The sequence below is a fragment of the Streptomyces sp. NPDC036764 genome (assembly GCF_055609385.1).
Genome location: NZ_JBVJPT010000001.1, coordinates 2,455,838 through 2,472,605, shown reverse-complemented (window position 1 = coordinate 2,472,605; position 16,768 = coordinate 2,455,838). Strand labels below are relative to the sequence as shown.

The 16,768-nt window shown below is 67.9% G+C and carries 13 protein-coding genes and 2 pseudogenes; 13 read left to right on the top strand and 2 right to left on the bottom strand.

What is annotated here, in order from left to right; translation table 11 throughout:
* The first annotated feature begins 1,194 nt into the window (after window positions 1-1,194).
* The 6 genes and pseudogenes from ACZ69Q_RS10155 to ACZ69Q_RS10130 all read left to right on the top strand — a co-directional run bounded on the left by ACZ69Q_RS10155 (window position 1,195) and on the right by ACZ69Q_RS10130 (window position 5,438).
* Window positions 1,195-2,043 (top strand): alpha/beta hydrolase, encoded by an 849-nt coding sequence (locus tag ACZ69Q_RS10155; protein ID WP_471039296.1) that lies wholly within the window; start codon window positions 1,195-1,197, stop codon window positions 2,041-2,043.
* Window positions 2,044-2,082: 39 nt separating this feature from the next.
* Complete coding sequence (locus tag ACZ69Q_RS10150) at window positions 2,083-2,463, top strand: hypothetical protein (RefSeq protein ID WP_471039293.1); 381 nt, start codon at window positions 2,083-2,085, stop codon at window positions 2,461-2,463.
* Window positions 2,464-2,574: 111 nt separating this feature from the next.
* Complete coding sequence (locus ACZ69Q_RS10145; RefSeq protein WP_471039291.1) at window positions 2,575-3,159, top strand: S1 RNA-binding domain-containing protein; 585 nt, start codon at window positions 2,575-2,577, stop codon at window positions 3,157-3,159.
* A gap of 30 nt (window positions 3,160-3,189) precedes the next feature.
* Window positions 3,190-4,001: pseudogene (locus ACZ69Q_RS10140) on the top strand (IS5 family transposase); the annotation flags it as partial.
* Between the two features lie 103 nt (window positions 4,002-4,104).
* Window positions 4,105-5,127 carry an alcohol dehydrogenase gene (locus ACZ69Q_RS10135; RefSeq protein ID WP_471039289.1) on the top strand — a complete coding sequence of 341 codons (1,023 nt, stop codon included), beginning with the start codon at window positions 4,105-4,107 and terminating at the stop codon, window positions 5,125-5,127.
* Window positions 5,128-5,225: 98 nt separating this feature from the next.
* A complete protein-coding gene (locus ACZ69Q_RS10130; protein WP_471040186.1) occupies window positions 5,226-5,438 on the top strand; it encodes a DUF6355 family natural product biosynthesis protein in 213 nt (70 codons plus the stop codon).
* Between the two features lie 407 nt (window positions 5,439-5,845).
* Here the strand turns inward: ACZ69Q_RS10130 and ACZ69Q_RS10125 are convergent, their stop codons facing one another.
* On the bottom strand, window positions 5,846-9,718 hold the full coding sequence (locus ACZ69Q_RS10125; protein WP_471039287.1) for an nSTAND1 domain-containing NTPase: 3,873 nt from the start codon (window positions 9,716-9,718) through the stop codon (window positions 5,846-5,848).
* A 250-nt stretch (window positions 9,719-9,968) separates the two neighbouring features.
* Between ACZ69Q_RS10125 and ACZ69Q_RS10120 the strand changes: the two genes are divergently transcribed.
* Together ACZ69Q_RS10120 and ACZ69Q_RS10115 are read left to right on the top strand one after the other, a co-directional pair.
* Window positions 9,969-10,307: a hypothetical protein gene (locus tag ACZ69Q_RS10120; RefSeq protein ID WP_471039285.1), complete on the top strand. Its 339-nt coding sequence runs from the start codon at window positions 9,969-9,971 to the stop codon at window positions 10,305-10,307.
* 348 nt (window positions 10,308-10,655) lie between these two features.
* Window positions 10,656-11,108, top strand: coding sequence for a VOC family protein (locus ACZ69Q_RS10115; protein ID WP_471039283.1), 453 nt, complete (start codon window positions 10,656-10,658; stop codon window positions 11,106-11,108).
* Between the two features lie 27 nt (window positions 11,109-11,135).
* Here ACZ69Q_RS10115 and ACZ69Q_RS10110 read toward each other — a convergent pair.
* Window positions 11,136-11,275, bottom strand: a pseudogene (locus ACZ69Q_RS10110) (IS5/IS1182 family transposase); the annotation flags it as partial.
* Window positions 11,276-11,420: 145 nt separating this feature from the next.
* Between ACZ69Q_RS10110 and ACZ69Q_RS10105 the strand changes: the two are divergent.
* The 5 genes from ACZ69Q_RS10105 to ACZ69Q_RS10085 all read left to right on the top strand — a co-directional run bounded on the left by ACZ69Q_RS10105 (window position 11,421) and on the right by ACZ69Q_RS10085 (window position 16,618).
* Window positions 11,421-11,945, top strand: coding sequence for a PadR family transcriptional regulator (locus ACZ69Q_RS10105; RefSeq protein WP_471039280.1), 525 nt, complete (start codon window positions 11,421-11,423; stop codon window positions 11,943-11,945).
* Entirely contained in the window at window positions 11,942-12,634 is a 693-nt protein-coding gene (locus ACZ69Q_RS10100) for an ABC transporter ATP-binding protein (RefSeq protein ID WP_471039278.1), read from the top strand. The genes ACZ69Q_RS10105 and ACZ69Q_RS10100 overlap by 4 nt, the downstream gene beginning before the upstream one ends.
* Window positions 12,631-14,979 (top strand): ABC transporter permease, encoded by a 2,349-nt coding sequence (locus ACZ69Q_RS10095; RefSeq protein ID WP_471039276.1) that lies wholly within the window; start codon window positions 12,631-12,633, stop codon window positions 14,977-14,979. Before ACZ69Q_RS10100 ends, ACZ69Q_RS10095 begins: the two co-directional genes overlap by 4 nt.
* Before the next feature lie 450 nt (window positions 14,980-15,429).
* On the top strand, window positions 15,430-15,837 hold the full coding sequence (locus ACZ69Q_RS10090) for an SseB family protein (protein ID WP_471039274.1): 408 nt from the start codon (window positions 15,430-15,432) through the stop codon (window positions 15,835-15,837).
* Window positions 15,838-16,423: 586 nt separating this feature from the next.
* Complete coding sequence (locus tag ACZ69Q_RS10085) at window positions 16,424-16,618, top strand: hypothetical protein (protein ID WP_471039271.1); 195 nt, start codon at window positions 16,424-16,426, stop codon at window positions 16,616-16,618.
* The last annotated feature ends 150 nt before the right edge of the window (window positions 16,619-16,768 follow it).

The following is a 16,768-nucleotide window of genomic DNA, read 5'->3' as shown; positions in this document are numbered from 1 at the left end:
GAGCACTTGTGCCGCCCACGCTCGATGCGCCCCGCTGCCGGCAACACGCCAACATGAGTTGAACCGTTACCGGTGAAGGGCCGGCCACGTGTCCAGCAGCACGCCCGGCAAGCCTCCCCTGCAGTTAAGGGGGCCAGCACTCCGCTCTCCTGGAAAGCGGCTCGCGCCATTCGGGTGCCCGGATCCATAGCACTCCTCGCGACCGGGACGACAGGGTCGTCGTGCACGCAAGACTAGAAAAGCGCGGGCAGGAGAGGACCCTGACAGATGTCAGGGTCCGGGCCATGCTGCGGGCCTGCGGATCAAGGGCCGGCCGGCTTCCGCCGGGTCATCGCTCCACACGAAAGCAAGGGCCCGCTAGCGAGCTGACGGGCCCTCGCACAACATCGAGCCAACCTGAGCACCCTTTAGAAGCCGCCCATACCACCGCAGCAGGCAACTGTCGCACTCTGGTCGGCGCCGGCTAGCGGCGCCACCGCGAACACGACCGCCACTGCCACAAACAAACCGAGTACGGCTTTGCGCACAGTCTCCTCCTGTGTCGACCGGATCCGGCGCCGCTGTAAAGCGGTCACCAGGAGTTGCTCTGCGACGCTATGTTCCGCAGAAACCGCGGTGCTCCTGACACATGTCAGGAGCACCGGCCGACAGCGTGTTCCCGCACTGCCGACGGCCGACGACGCCGGCCGCAACCCAAGCAGCCGCGCATGCACGCAAAGCCACTGCCGACCCGCTTCGCGGCCGCCCGCCGCACCACACCAGCATGCAGTGGTCTTACGCCTGATCGAAGAGCGGCGGCAACAGACCCCGGCCACAACCCCCGCCCCGCGCCGAGGAAGGCGAGGAACCCGCCGACCCCGGCCAGCACAGCAGCCGCTCCCCCGGCCCGCAATGATGGGCCGGCGACCATGGCCTCGCATCCGAGGACTGAATGGGAGCTCGCCGGCAGCGGTCCTAGCAGGCGCCACCCCCTTGGAAGACGGGTGACGAAAATACATCGAGTCGGGTGGTTCAAGGGGGCCCGCCCGGAAGCGGCGGGGCAGTGGGTCCAATTGTCCATGCGGGGCAGCGGCGGTCATCGGACCCATTGCGTACCCGGCCGGGGCCGGACCTTCCAGACCGCTTGTGGAGGGGCTGTGGCGGGACGAGAACGCAGTAGGTTTGAGCGGCTGTGGGGTCTTCGGAGGTGGCGCTGTGACGGAAACTGAGCTGGAGCTGAGCGATGGTCGTAGCCTTCACGTCTACGACACCAGCCCGGAAGATTCCGTCGGCCGCCTCATCGTCTTCTGGCATCACGGCACGCCAAACATCGGTGCCCCTCCCGAGCCCCTTCTCCCCCACGCCGCCCGGCTCGGCATCCGCTGGGTGTCGTATGACCGGCCGGGCTACGGCAGGTCAACTCCCCGCCCTGGCCGGGACATCGCCTCGGCCGCGGGTGACGTAGCCGCCATCGCCGATGCCCTGGACATTGAGCGGTTCGCGGTGATGGGCCATTCCGGTGGTGGTCCGCATGCCCTGGCCTGCGGCGCGCTGCTGCCCGACCGCGTTCTCGCCGTGGTCAGCGTGGCGGGACTGGCCCCGTTCGCGGCTGAAGGACTCGACTGGTTCGCGGGCATGTCGGACTCCGGCGTAGCCTCCCTGCGGGCTGCCGCCGAGGGGCGCGCGGCAAAGGAGACCTACGAGGCATCCGCTGAGTATGACCCGGAGATGTTCACGAAAGCCGATCACGCCGCGCTCGCCGGTGAATGGTCCTGGTTCGCCGATGTCGTCGGCCCTGCCCTGGAGGCAGGGCCGGGCGGGCTGGTAGACGACGACCTGGCATACGTCGCTCCGTGGGGATTCGACCCCCGCCAGGTCACGGCACCGGTCCTTGTGCTGCATGGCGGCCGGGACCGGATCGCGCCCAGCACACACAGCCAGTGGCTCGCAAGCCGCTGCCCGGCGTCAGAGCTGCGGCTGAGCCCGAGGGACGGACACATCTCTGTCCTCAACACTGGTGCAAGCGCACTGGACTGGCTCGTGGACCACTGCGACATCTCATGATCTCGGCAATCTCGCGCAGCTCGCTCTGATCGAACTTCGATGACACGCAATCATCGTTCGGCGGCACGGGACAACGGGTGCGAGGCCGATCAGCCTCCCGGCGCCCTGCGCCACCGCGGTCTCGCCTGGAACACGTCGGGCCAGGACCTGGAGATCACCAAGGCGGAGTTCTCCCAGGTGCCCAAGGGCCTGAAGGTCATCGAGTACCGGGCCGTCAACGGCAACGAGACCGACGGGAACATCCGCTTCTCCCACAACGACGGCAAGAGCGGCCTGGCCGACCTGCTCGTTTTGGTGATCACGGATCACCCTGCAGGTGACGATTCCCGGGCAATGTCCGGGGCCGTGTACTCGCCTCCCGGTTGGGGCTTCCTGTGTGGTGTCCTCGCGGTCATCGTCATCGTGGTCTACGACGGCTAGGACTTGTCCGGACGAACAAGGTGCCGGCGGCTGAGGCATGGCGGACTGCGGGCGGTCGCTTCAGCTTGAGGCCATGGCTGGCACACGACGTCGTGTGCAAGGGTTGCGGGTATGGATTGGCAGTCTGAGAGCCCGGAACTCTGGGCGTTCCTGGAGTCCCTGCACGCTGGCGACATTCTGTCCGGCACCGTCGCGGCGATCGAACGGTTCGGGGTCTTCGTGGCCCTGGACGAGGGGCCTGGCCATCCCACCCTGCCCGGTGTCGGATTCATCGTTATCCCTGAACTGTCCTGGCGGCACATCGATGCTCCCACCGATGTTGTTCAGGCAGGGCAGCGTGTCTCGTGCGAGTTCCTTCAGTTCGACACCTTCAACGCTGAGGCCAGACTGTCTTTGAAGGCGCTGGAGCCCGATCCCCTTCAGGTTTTCGCCGATCGCACAGTGGTGGGTCAGGAACTCCGCGGAAGGGTTGAGAAGGTGGTTCCCATCGGCGTCTTCGTCGAACTTGGGGACGGCATTTCCGGGCTGGTCCCCTTCAGAGAGGTCCACGGCCGACCTGCGGCAAGTCCGGCTGAAGCCTTCGAAGTCGGCGAGGAGATCGTCGTCGCCGTCGAGGAAATCGAGCTGCCAACCCGACGGGTGTTCCTCTCCAGGGCAGAGACCGGCCGGCACGCAGGCGTCGTGCTGCCCACGTGACGGCCGCCGTGCCCGAGTCGTTGATCTGAGCAGACGGTTTACGAACGGCCCCGGCTGTGGTCGGGCGACGGGACGTGGGAGCGTCTGCTGCAGCAGGTCCAGGCGGCGGCCGACGCCGCAGGCGAGTTCGACTGGGACCTCTCCGTCGACTCCACCATCCGTGCGGGCGCATCAGCATGCCGCCGGTGCCCGCACCGACCCACCGTCCGCCCCCGCCTCAAAGGGGGGGGCGAAGGGAGAGAACATCAGGACGAAGCGCCGTGGCAGAGCCTGCACGCCCGTCTGGTGGAGGTGGTGCGGGAGGCGAGGGCCTGGGCCGCTCGCGCGGCGGTTTCACCACCAAGCTCCACCTGAGCGCGGATGGACACTGCCGCTCGCTGTCCCTGGTCGTCACGCCAGGTCAGCGAGCTGATTGCATGCAGTTCAAGGCGGTTCTGGAGAAGATCCGTGCCCCGAAGATCGGGCTGGGCAGGCGCCGCGAGAAGCCCGACAGCATCGCCGCCGACAAGGCCTACAGCAACCGACCCTGCCGCGAGTACTTGCGGCGCCGGCGCATCAGGCACACCATCCCGCAGAAAACCGACAGCCAGACCGCCCGGCTCCGCAAAGGCTCACACCGCGGCCGGCCACCTGGCATCGACGAAGAGCGGTACAAGAAACGCAACACCGTCGAACGGGCCATCAACCGGCTCAAGCAGCACCGAGCAGTGGCACCCGCCACAACAAACGCCGGTACGTCTACCTCGGCACCGCAACCGCCGCAGCCCTCACCATCTGGCTCCGTACGTCACCGACGGTCACCGCCCTGCACGGACTGCTCGTGCGGCGGATGGGAGTGGTGAGCGACGTCGAGTGCTCACCTGATGTGCCGGCGTGCGTGATGGGCCTGGAGCTGGTCTGCTGGACGTAGGGGTGCCCATATCCGCGTACCACGGAGAGATCCAGATGAATGCCCATCGAGTGGCTCAGGTCGCAGCGGTCGGCGGCCCCTTGGAGATCGTCGAGCGTGAGGTACCGCGGCCGGGACCGGGCCACGTACGGATTGCCATGGAAGCCTGCGGGGTCTGCCACAGCGACGCCGCATTCGTGAACGCCCTGGTGCCTGGCGTCAGGTTCCCGCTGGTCCCCGGGCACGAGATCGCCGGGCGCATCGAAGAGATCGGCGAGGGAACATACAGAGGCTGGCAGGTGGGCGACCGTGTGGCCGTGGGCTGGTTCGGTGGAAGCTGCGGCCACTGCACACCCTGCAGACATGGCGACTTCATCGTGTGCGAGAACCTGAAGGTTCCTGGATGGGCATACGACGGGGGGTTCGCCGATACGGTGATCGCGCCGGCCGACGCCCTGGCACGGATCCCCGACGCCCTGGCGGCGACCGATGCGGCGCCCCTGGCCTGCGCTGGAGTGACCACATACAACGGACTGCGCCGCAGCTCCGCACGGCCTGGCGATCTGGTTGCCGTCCTCGGCATCGGCGGCCTTGGCCACCTGGGAGTGAAGTATGCGGCCGCGATGGGGTTCGAGACCGTGGCCATCGCCCGCGGATCCGACAAGGCCGACTTCGCCAAGCAGCTCGGCGCCCACCATTACGTCGACAGCACAGCGGACACCACTGTCGCGGACGCGCTGCAGTCACTTGGCGGCGCCCAAGTAGTCCTGGCCACCGCAGCCAACTCCACAGCTATCACAGCGACTCTGGAGGGGCTCCGCCCCCGTGGCGAGCTTGTGGTCATCGGCGCCGACGCCGAGCCCCTGGGTATCAGCCCGAACCAGCTCATCCTGAGCGGCAAGATCATCCGCGGCCACCCGTCCGGCACCGCCCAGGACGTGCAGGACACCATGGCATTCAGCGCCCTGCACGGGATCCGCCCGATGATCGAGACCGTGCCGCTGGACCGAGCAGATGAGGCGTACCAAAGGATGTTGTCCGGCGCCGCCCGCTTCCGGATGGTGCTCACGACCGGCTGAAGCCGCGGTGATGTGGACCCCCACGGCGGCAGGGGGCGACGGCGAGGACGGGCCCGACGTCCGGCACTCGACGGCGTGGCGACGGGCCGGTAAGTCGGCTGGCGCTGTCGGGTCGGACGGACGCCGCAGCAGGTCGGCCCTTACAACCACTGCGCCGGGACACCGGCACCTGGATCGAGATCCAGGTCGACATCCCCAACTGGCCCGACGACTACCGGTGCGTGGGCCCCGGCACGACCAAGCTCGGATCCACCCTGACGATCCGCAACGCCTGGTGCAACGACCGGCGTTGTCCTGTCGGCGGGGACTAGCCCACCGCCTCACGGCCGGCGCGGAACGAACACGAAACAGCCCCGCCTCCCCTGAGTTGGGAGACGGAGCTGAGTTCCCCTCTGAGGCGCTCCTCCAAAGGTGATCTTGACTGCCGGAAGAGCTGGACCACCCAGGTCGGATGGACCCCGCAAGCTAAAGCGGTGCACCGGAGTCGGGTGGTTCGGGGTGCTCTGGCCCACTGCTTGACGGAGACGCCAGCTTCCTCGGATAGAGCAGGCACGGCCTACAACGGGAGTTGTCGGCCGAGTTCCTGCATGATGCGACGTTCGGGGGTCGACGGCTTCGGCGGATACGGGTGCGTTCTTGGCGTGCAGTCCTGCCGGGTCGCTATGGCGGTCGGTAGGGCAGGAGCAAGAAGACGCGGCGGCGGAAGGTGCCGTGGGTGTCAGCCCGTACCCTGTCGGCCTGGCTGGCAGGTTCGTTTGTATGGGACGCCGCGGATGTGCGTCTGCCATTCGTCGGGAGTCAGACCTGCCCCGGCGCGCTCGCATGCCCGGGCTGCTGCCTGCTTGGGGGTGGTGTCGTAGGTCTGCAGCGGTACGTGCGCCCCTGCTGCGTACAGAGTCTTGCTGTCGGGGCTGAAAGCCACGGCAAGAACGGCTGTACCCGCTGTGGGGAGGGCAGAGCCGACTGGCCTGCTGGAGTCCACGTTCCACAGCCGCAGCGTGCCGTCCACGCCTGCGACGGCCAGGGTGTTTCCGTCTGGAGAGAACGCGAGCGCTGACACATGTCTGGGTTGGCCGTCGTGGACGGGCGGCGGGGGAAGCACGCCGAGGGGCTGGCGGGCGTTGCCGTCCCACAGGATGGCTCCGCCGGATTCGTCGCCCGCTGCCAGGTACCTGCCGTCCGGGCTGTACGCCAGGGCAGTTGTGGCGCCCGAGGTGAGGGCGCGGCGTGTGACGCGGCCGGTCCGCATATCGAGAAGCTGACCGTGGTCGGTGGCGAGGATACGGCCGCCGGGTTTCACCACCAGATGTTCACCACCGATACCGGGGATGTCCCGGGTACGGGTTCCGCGGAGCATGTTCCAGTACTCGATGCGTTCGTCTTCTGGTAGCCGGGAGGCCAGCAGCGATGTCCCATCCGGGTGGAAGGCGATGCCGTTGACCGGGTTCGCGGGTGCGCCGGGGACGTGGGGATCGGTTCGTGTCACCGTGAGCGAGGCGGTGATGCGGTGGGCTGTCACGTCCCACAGGGACAGCTTTTCCGGTGGAACAGACTGTGCTGGGTTGCTGGCGCCGTAGGCGAAAAGATGTCCGTCGCGGCTGAAGGCCATGTGCACCGGGCAGGCCTTCCGGGACCTTGGCCCCACCGGAGGGGGCGGGCAGGGAGCAGGGGGCAGGTCGGCCAGGCGTCGATCGGTGCGGGTATCGCGAAGCTGGATGCGGGCCTGGCCGGTGCGGCTGTCCTGATGGGCGAGGGCGACTGTGCCTGAGTCGGGACTGAAGGAGGCCGCTACGGCGGGCGGGCTCTGCCAGCGGGGGTCGACGGCCTTGTCCAGGGAGAGGGAACGCACCACGGTCTGGGACCGGCCCGCGAAGTAGCGGATCAAGCCTTCTTCCATGTCCAGTCTGAGTTCACTGACCACCTCGTCAGGCAATGAGTGGCGAAAGATGGGTGCTGCTGGAGTGTCCGTTCGCCACAGCAGGACTTCGTCGGCGTCTGTTGCTGCCATGAAGGCGCCGTCCGTGCTGAATTCCAGGTCTCCCAGTCCTTCATGCCGGATCTTGGGCAGTTCCCGGCCGGAGGAAATCTCCCACGTGCGGATTCCTGCCGGGCCGCGCAAGACCAGACGCCGGCTGTCGGGGGTGAACTGGAAGTCCTCCTCGGAGCAGTTCTGCGCCGTGGCCACGGGTGTCCATGTGATCGGCAGTTGTTGGCGCAGGGCGATGTTCCACACTTGAACGCGGGTACCGGGCAAGCACAGCGCCATCAGGCGGTCATCCGCGCTCACCTGGACGTCGGGCAGCGGATAGCTCGTCATTCGACGCTGGCGGTGCAGCCGTTGCGTTGCCCTCTCCGAGACTTCGAACAGTTTCCCGGGTGCGATCTCGGGCAGGCGGTCGTTCATGCGGCGCTCGAACAGAACCCGCCGGGTCTTCATGTCCCGTAACTGGACGACTGCGTGTGGGCCTCCGGTCCGGTAGAGAGCAAGGATGCGGCCACTGGGACTGATCTCGCCTCCGTCGTCGGCCGGCATACGCCGCCCTTCCACACGGCCCGCCCGCACGTCCCAGATCTGTACTCTTCCGTCCTCGCGTACGAGGGTGAGTTCGCGGGCGCCGGCGCTCAGCACGCCGGCATCGGCGAGATTGGTACCCAGCCCCGTGTATGAGGCGGTCCGGCGATGGGTGCGCACGTCCCATGTCATGACCTGCTTGGCAGTAACGCTGATCAGCGTGCGGCCGTCGACGCTGAGATACCGCACCGCCGCTGGATCGGTGTTGGGATCGGTGAAGGCGTCCTGCTCCTTCTGCACCGCGGCGCTCATGACAGCCATGCGGGTCTCAGGCAGGTCGGCAAGGGTCCAGGCGGCGACACTCAGCCTCATCGCCGTCAACGGATCCGTCACGCGCAGGCCTTCCGCCACCGCGGCGGCTCGGCGCGCCTCGGTCCGCAGCCGCTCCTGTTCCTCGGACTCGCTCTGCCGCCACGCGAGCACACCCGCGAGGAGCGCGAGCACCGCCAGTGCGGACAGGCCCGCCCTCAACCGGCGCAAGCGCCGGGTGGTGCGGGTGGTAGCGCGTTGTTCCTGGACGCGTGCGGTCAGGCTGGCGGTGAGAAATGTGCGCTCCAGGCCGGTCAGGTCGTCGGACGGCCCGGAACCGAAGTGTTCTTGGGCGGTGGCCAGTCGTGTGCCGCGGTACAACGCCCCCGGATCCCGGCCCAGTTCCTCCCACGAGCGGGCGGCTTCGGTCAGTCTCCGGTGGGCACGCAGGCGTTCACGGTCCCGCTCGATCCACTTGCGCAGCCGGGGCCAGGCGGTCAGCAAGGTCTCGTGGGCCAGGTCGACCGTGCCGTCGTCGAGGGTGAGCAGCCGCGCCCGGGCGAGAGCCTCCAGAACATGAGAGGTCTGCTGTCCTCCTATCCCCTGTAGTTCTGCGTGTTCTACGGGCCTTCGGGTGTCGGGGGTGCCGTCGCCGGGGGTGACCAGGCGCAAAAGAAGGTGACGGGCTGTACGTGCCTGGTCGTCGGTGAGCTGGTCGTAGACGCTCTCGGCGGTTTTGGTGATGGCGCCTGCGAGGCCGCCGGCGGCCTCGTAGCCGGCCGTGGTCAGAGTCTTGCCGCGGCGGCGGCGCCAGGTCTCCAGCAGCACATGCGACAGCAGCGGCAGAGCGCCCGGAGCAGCGGTTACCTCCTCGACCAGACGGAGGGTCAGAGCCCGCTCCACGGTCAGGCCGGCCGCGGCAGCGGGTTTGACGACGGCATCGCGCAGTTCGGCCGGGCTCATCGGCCCGGCCAACAGGTGAGCGTCGGACAGCGCCTGAGCAAGGTCGCGGTGTTCGGCGCAGTGGCCGTAGAAGTCGGCCCGCACCGCGATGAGAACCCGTAATCGGCTCTCACGCCGACGGGCTGCCAGCAGCATGTCAAGGAACCGGGAGCGCTCCGAGACGTCCTGGCAGAGGGTGAAGATCTCCTCGAACTGGTCGACGATCACGATCGTGTCCGTCCCAGTGCCATCAGTGCCGGGGCCGGTGTCGCTTGGTTCGAACGCGGGTCCGTGAGTGCGCGCCGGGTGCTCTCCCGGAGTCAGAATCCGGATCGCGGCCGGCCGCAGCCCTGCTTCCTGGGTGTGCTGGAGGGCGGGGATCAGGCCGGCTCGCAGGAGGGAGGATTTGCCGCTGCCTGACGGGCCGAACACCGCCACGAGCTGTCGCCGTCGCAGTAGCTCCAGCAGGTCGGCGGTGAGCTTGTCGCGGCCGAAGAACCGGCCGCGGTCTCCGGTCTCGAACCGTGCCAGCCCTTTGTAAGGAGGTACTGCCCCCGTGTCGTCCTGCGCTGGAGTCGAGGCGGCAACCTCGTCCGCGGCCTGCTTCCACCGCGCCTCCCAGTCCGCCGGATCGCCCTCGCACGCGCGGACGTAGGCCAGGACCACCGGCAGCGTCGGCAACGTCTCACCAGCAGCCGCCTGCGACAGGGTGGTGACGGAGTATCCGGCCCGCTGAGCCAGCACCCGGTAGGTGAGTCCGCCCGCCTCCTCACGCAGTTTGCGTAACTCGAATGCGAACCGCTGTACCGGACCCGCTCCCGGATCCACCGGCACTTCTCGGCGCCCCGCCACCTCCACCCCCCTTGCGTCGCCCTAACAACAGCCCGCCGGCCAAGCTATGCGCCCTCCCTACTGCCGCAAAGATCACGCCCGGCCATTGTTCAGTCGCCGGAACACCACTGCCGAACAATGCGTCCGCCGCTGAACTCGGTGTTGCAAGCGCCCAGGGGAGTCCGCCGACCCCCTGACCACCCATCACGCACATCTCGGGCGTGAAACACACCGCTGGAGGCGGCATATGAAGCACAGGGCACTGTTCAGGGCAGCAACGATGCTGGGGGCGGCAACGCTCATCGGCGTGGCAACGACCACCTCCGCAAGCGCCGTCGTCATCGACTACGGCAACAACAAGGGGGAAGCCACCTCGACTCAAGCCCGGGCTTACGACGGGGAGCGTGACAGCAGGGGCGTGTTCGTCGACGTCTACACTCAAAACGGCGGGCACTACACCGTCTGGGACGGGAACGGCTCGGATGGACACTGGGGCCCTTGGTCCGGAAACGGCTCGCGCATCACCAAGTTCCGGGTCTGCGAACACAGCACCGACACCTGCGGGGGCTTCGTCGCCAACCCTTGAGCAACCGGCCGACAGATGATCGCATCGGAGCAACGACTCCGAGCGATGGGGGTGCCCGACGCCAGGCGAATCGGCTTCGGGCACCCCACCCGAGTTCGGGGGCCGGGCCGCTGAGGGGGCGGGGGCGGCGAGCACGGTAACGCGGCCATGGTCGAACAGGTCTGGCTGGTGGAGGACAAGCCAGGCAAGTTGCCAACTCACCCGACCGAGGACCCCGTTCGAAGAGACAGGGTGCGGCGGGTCCAGCAGTTGGCGCGGGGCCGGCTCTTCGCTCGCCGTGTCGATCCCCGCCTATGGCCATCCATCCACCAATATGGCGGATACGTCCGTTTGGCCTGGAGGTCTTGTATGCACCGTGACGGTTTCCCTGCCCCGGATTCCGGGCTCCTCGTCACTCATTTTCTGACGGTGGCTGACGTAGCCCGGTCTCGCGCCTTCTACGCCGACGTTCTCGGCGGTGAGGTGGTGCTGGAGGAGAACCCCTGCACCATCAAGCTCGCCAATGGATGGATCATCATGAACCCCGGTGGCGGCCCCACCCCGGACAAGCCGGACGTCACCCTGCGCCCGCCCACCGACCCGAGCACGGTCAGCAGCTTCCTCAACCTCCGCGTCGCTGACATCGAGACCAGTCACCGAGAGTGGAGCGCGAAGGGCGCCCAGTTCCTCACGCCGCCCATCGATCGCGGTGCCGAACTGCGGTGCTACTTGCGTGACCCGGACGGCTATCTCATCGAAGTCGGCCAGGCCACGGGCATGTTGCACGGCGTCTACGCCGACCCGCCCGCCGGCACGAGCTAGATGTATGGATCTGGAGAGCACCCAGCACTCCAAGAGCAGGCTCCACGGCCGCCCCTTGCGCACCGGATCCGCACCCCGTGCCGCAACTCCGTGACCAGCTTGCCGAACTGACGTGGAATCAGCCCTGTGAACGAGGCTGACCAAGACGGCTCCGGCGCCGTGATCACTGCTGGGCGCCTGTTTCCGAACCGTGACGATCGGAACTCCCGGCTCCCTCACCTGCACTGTCGTACACCCCGCCACGACCTGAGCACCCGGCGTATACGCATCGCGTATACATGCCGCGTATACACAGCGTGTAGAGTGCGGATCATGTCCATCGGTCACACCCTTTTGGGGCTCCTAGAGGCCGGCCCGCGCCACGGCTACGACCTCAAGCGGGCTTTCGACGAGAAGTTCGGTCACGACCGGCCGCTGCACTACGGCCAGGTCTACTCGACGATGTCCCGCCTGCTGAAGAACGGCCTCGTCGAGGTCGACGGGATCGAGGCGGGCGGCGGTCCCGAGCGCAAGCGCTACGCGATCACCGACGCCGGCATCACCGACGTACAGCGGTGGCTTGCGACCCCGGAGAAGCCGGAGGAATACCTCCAGTCGACCCTCTACACCAAGGTCGTCCTCGCCCTGCTCACCCGGCGCGACGCCGCCGAGATCCTCGACTCCCAGCGCTCCGAGCATCTGCGCAGCATGCGGATCCTCACCGACCGCAAGCGCAGGGGCGACCTCGCGGACCAGATGATCTGCGACCACGCCCTGTTCCACCTCGAAGCCGACCTGCGCTGGCTGGAGCTGACCGCCGCCCGACTCGACAAACTCCGTGAGGCCCTGACCCGATGACGACTTCTCCCCCCGGTTCCCTGCTCCGCGCGCACGACCTGCGCAAGGCGTACGGCCCGACCCACGCGCTGGACGGTGCCGAGTTCTCCATCCACCCCGGTGAGGTCGTCGCCATCATGGGCCCCTCCGGGTCCGGCAAGTCCACGCTGCTGCACTGCCTCGCGGGGATCGTGCCGCCCGACTCCGGGTCGATCACCTACAACGGGCGTGAAGTGACGAAGATGAGCGATGCCCAGCGCAGCGCACTGCGCCGCTCCGAGTTCGGGTTCGTGTTCCAGTTCGGGCAGCTAGTGCCCGAACTGACCTGTGTGGAGAACGTCGCCCTGCCGCTGCGGCTGAACGGCACCTCCCGCAAGGACGCCGAGCGGACCGCGCTCGGCTGGATGGAACGCCTGGAGGTCGACGACCTCAAGGCCAAGCGTCCCGGCGAGGTCTCCGGCGGCCAGGGCCAGCGCGTTGCCGTGGCCCGCGCCCTGGTCACCGGACCGCGCCTGCTGTTCGCCGACGAACCCACCGGCGCGCTCGACTCCTTCAACGGCGAACGCGTGATGGAAATGCTGACCGAAGCGGCCCGCTCGACCAACGCCGCCGTCGTCCTCGTCACCCACGAGACACGCGTGGCCGCCTACTCCGACCGCGAGATCGTCGTCCGCGACGGCAAGTCCCGCGACGTGGAGCGCGCGATATGAGTCCTCGCCAGTGGGCCAGAGACCTGGCCATGGGAGCCCGCTTCGCCGTCACCGGCGGACGCGAGAGCTGGGTCCGAATAACGCTCACCGCTGTCGGCGTCGGCCTTGGTGTGGCACTGCTCCTGCTGTGCACGGCCCTGCCCAACGTGTTCGCCGCCCGCCACGAGGTGGAGGACGCGCGCTACGCCGACATGTACGGCCAGACGGTCCAGCCCAAGGCCGACAACACCTTCCTGATCGCCGAAGCCGACACCACCTGGCACGACGACGACATCTGGGGCCGGCTCCTCGAACCCGACGGCAAGCGGGCGCCGCTGCCCCCGGGAGTCGACAGCTTCCCGGGCAAGGGCGAGATGGTGGTCTCCCCCGCGCTGAAGGACCTACTCGCCTCGGACGGCGCCAAGCTGCTGCGGGAGCGGCTGCCCTACAAGATCACCGGCACGATCGGCGAGAGCGGACTCATCGGCTCCCACGAACTGGCCTACTACGCGGGCGCCTCGGGGCTGAAAGTCACCGACTCCTCCTCGGTGCACCGGCTGGCCAAGTACGGCCGACCGGACGCGGAACCCGAGAAGACCGACCCTGTGCTGCTGCTCATGGTCCTGGTCGTGTTCGTGGTGCTGCTGACCCCGGTCGCCGTCTTCATCGCCGCCGCCGTCCGCTTCGGCGGCGAGCGCCGCGACCGCCGGCTGGCCGCGCTGCGCCTGGTCGGCTCGGACAGCCACATGACCCGGCGGATCGCCGCGGGCGAGGCACTCGCCGGAGCCCTGCTCGGCCTGGTCATCGGCACCGGCTTCTTCCTCCTCGGCCGTCAGACGCTGGGCTACACCGAGGTGATGGGCATCAGCGTCTGGCCCAGCTACCTCGACCCCTCGCCCGCGCTCGCCGCGCTGGTCGCGGTGGCAGTGCCGGTCGCCGCCGTACTCGTCACGCTGCTCGCGATGCGCGGCGTCGTGGTGGAACCGCTCGGTGTCGTGCGCGCGGCCAAGCAGCGCCGCCGCCGGCTGTGGTGGCGGCTGCTGCCGCCGCTGGCCGGCCTCGCAATGCTCTACCCGATGATCGGCAAGGGCCGCGAGAACGGCGACTTCAACGAGTACCTCGTCATCGGCGGCGTGCTGCTGCTGCTGATCGGCATCACCGCGCTGCTCCCCTGGGCCGTGGAGGCGGTCGTAGTCCGCCTCGGCAAGGGCGCGCTGTCCTGGCAGCTCGCGGTACGGCGGCTGCAGCTCAGCAGCGGAACCGCCGCACGCATGGTCAACGGCATCGCCGTCGCCGTGGCCGGAGCCATCGCCCTGCAGATGCTGTTCACGGGAACGCAGAGCCAGTACACCAAGGCCACCGGCAAGGACCCCGGCCGGGTCCAGATGCAGGTCGACTTCAGCGACCGCAAGCCGCTGTCAGGTGTCGAGCGCGAATTCACCGGCACCAAGGGGGTACGGGCCGCAGTGGCCCTGGCCAACTCGCAGTACGGGGACGGGCGTCGCGACCCGAAGAACAGCAGCGGCCTGACCGTGGCTAACTGCACCGCCCTGCGCGAACTCGCCGCATTGCCCTCCTGCAAGGACGGCGACGTGTTCGTCACGCGAACGCGGTGCTGCTACCCGGACCCCAGCAACGCCGGCGAAATCGCCGTGGTGAAGCCCGGTCGGCAGCTCTACATCGACCCTTCGTACGGCGACGCCGACGTACGCGGCATCGAGGTGCCCTGGACCGTTCCGGCGAACGTGCGGGTGGTGGACGCGCGCAAGGACTCACTGCAGAACTTCAACGGTCTGCTGGTCACCCCCGCCGCCCTGCCCGCCAAGGCCAAGCCCGCGTTGTTCTCGGACGGCGTCTACGTGCGTCTGGACCCGTCGGTGCCGGACTCACGGGAGTACGTACGCAACGTCGTCGCCCGGGTCGACCCCCTGGCACGCGCCTACAGTTGGTCGGCGACCGAGGAGGCCGCCAAGTACACCTCCATCCGCACCGGCCTGCTCGTCGGCTCCGTCTTCGTGCTGGCGCTGATCGGCGCGAGTCTGCTGGTCTCCCAACTGGAGCAATTGCGCGAGCGCAGGAAGCTGCTCTCCGCGCTGGTCGCCTTCGGCACCCGGCGCCGCACACTGAGCCTGTCGGTGCTGTGGCAGACGGCCCTCCCCGTCGGACTCGGCCTCGTACTGGCCACAACGGTGGGTATCACCCTCGGCACCGTGCTGCTGAAGATGACCCGCACACCGGTGACCATGGACTGGGCGAGCGTGCTGACCATGACCGGCGTGGGCGCGGCCGTGGTCGGCGTGGTCACGCTGCTCAGCCTGCCGCCGCTGCTGCGGATGATGCGCCCGGAGGGCCTGCGTACGGAATAGCCCCTCACACATCCCCCGAAGTGGGCTCCTCCTGCCAAGAGGAGCCCACCCTCACACGCAGGCAAGCCCGGTCGGCATCAGCACGGTCACCTTCAGGGCAACTTCGGCGCACAGCAGGATCCTCAGCCGAGGGGGGCACGCCATCAGACGGCGTCTGCCGCGAGCCTGCCGGAGGCGACCAGGCAGAACTCCGCGGCCGAACGGCTCGCTGCGTCGAACCTGTCTTGCCGGGGTGAAGGGGCCGACGTGGTCGGCGGAAGCGCGTCCGGTGCCGGGCCGCAGGGCGGACGCTCCGGCCGGGCGGACGTCCGGACTGAGCCCGCAATGCCGCAAGCGGTCCGTGGCCGCCCCGCATGTCGGAGTGAATCGCGGGTAGGCGCCAATCAGGCCCACCCGAGGGTTGGGGCACTCCGGGTGGTGGCTGAGGCGTGATGGCAGGACGGCAAGGCGATGCAAATTCCCTGGGATGTCTCCGAATCGGTGGCGCAGCGGGCGTTGAGAGACCTGACCGGTACTCGCGAGGATCGCACGGCGCTGGAAGCGTTGACCGGATGCGAGGTGCTCATTCCGGTCGTCGGAGGGCTGTGCTATGTGCACGGCCGTCCTCAGTTCGTCCACCTTCTACTGCCCGTGGCCGAACGCCGGGGTCATGACCCCGTGGCACTCGTGTTCACCTCTGAGGCTCGCATGGCGCAGGCACTTCGGGAAGTGCGCCGCTACCGACCCGTGATACTGAGTGAGTTGATCGCTCACTGGCCCTTGAGTGGTGTCGCTTTGATGGTCGATGCCGGCTCCCCGGATTCATTGCTTCTCCATCCGCAGCAGGCACGACGGCTGCTGACCCGCCCCAGAGGGTGAGTATCGGAGCGGCACGCCCAAGGGCAATGCCTTTGCGTTATGGGTGTGTGGGCTGAGGTCGTGTGATGAGGATGGCCTGACTGTAGGTGTGGGTGGCTTGGGCCAGGCATGGTGTTCAGCCTGGTTTGGCCGGTAGTTGGACATCTTGCGCTTCGCGACACTTGTGTCTCCTGGCACCAGGATCCGCCCGATTAGGTCGAGCAATGCTCCCGTTTCGCACTTCGGTAGGGAGTTGGCTTAGGGGGCACTGAAGCGTTCGGGCGACTCTCTAGAGCCGAGCGTTGCTCACCTTCCCTTTGAATCGCAAGGACTTCTTGCCCGTTCACTTGGACATTTGCGCGCTGCCGTTGACATGCCCGCTGAATCCCAATCACCATCACACAGCGAGGTGAGTGAATCGGTTTGATCTCGTTGAAGCTTGCACGATTCGCGGGGCCCGATCGTGGGCCCGATGGTGCCCTGCGCATGACTCCTGCCAAGCGGCGATGCGATTCCGGACGCGCCACCGCTTCCCCCCACCCCCTTGGCAGTCGGCCGCGGTCGCTTCAGCCCCTCCCCGGTCGTCCCAACCCCTCATGGAGCCGACATGACCTCCTTACTCAGACCGCGACCACCACCTCTCCTCCGCCTGCTCGCCGACCACCCCGAGCCGCAGCGCACCCAGCTCTTCGACCACCCCTTCAAGTCTGGCTACAGCGCGGCATTGCAGACCCTCAAGCTGAAGGTCGGCGGCGACACCAACTCCGAGCGGGCCAAAGCCCGTACGGGCGCAGAGAACTAACTGGTGGTGGGGCAACGGCACGCTGCGCCTCGGTGGCCCGAACGGCAAGTGCGTGGACGTCGAGTAAGAGGGCACCGGGAACGGCGCGCCGGTCCACCCGTGGGACTGCAACGGCTGGGCCAACCATCGCTGGATCCTGCCCTGGGTCAT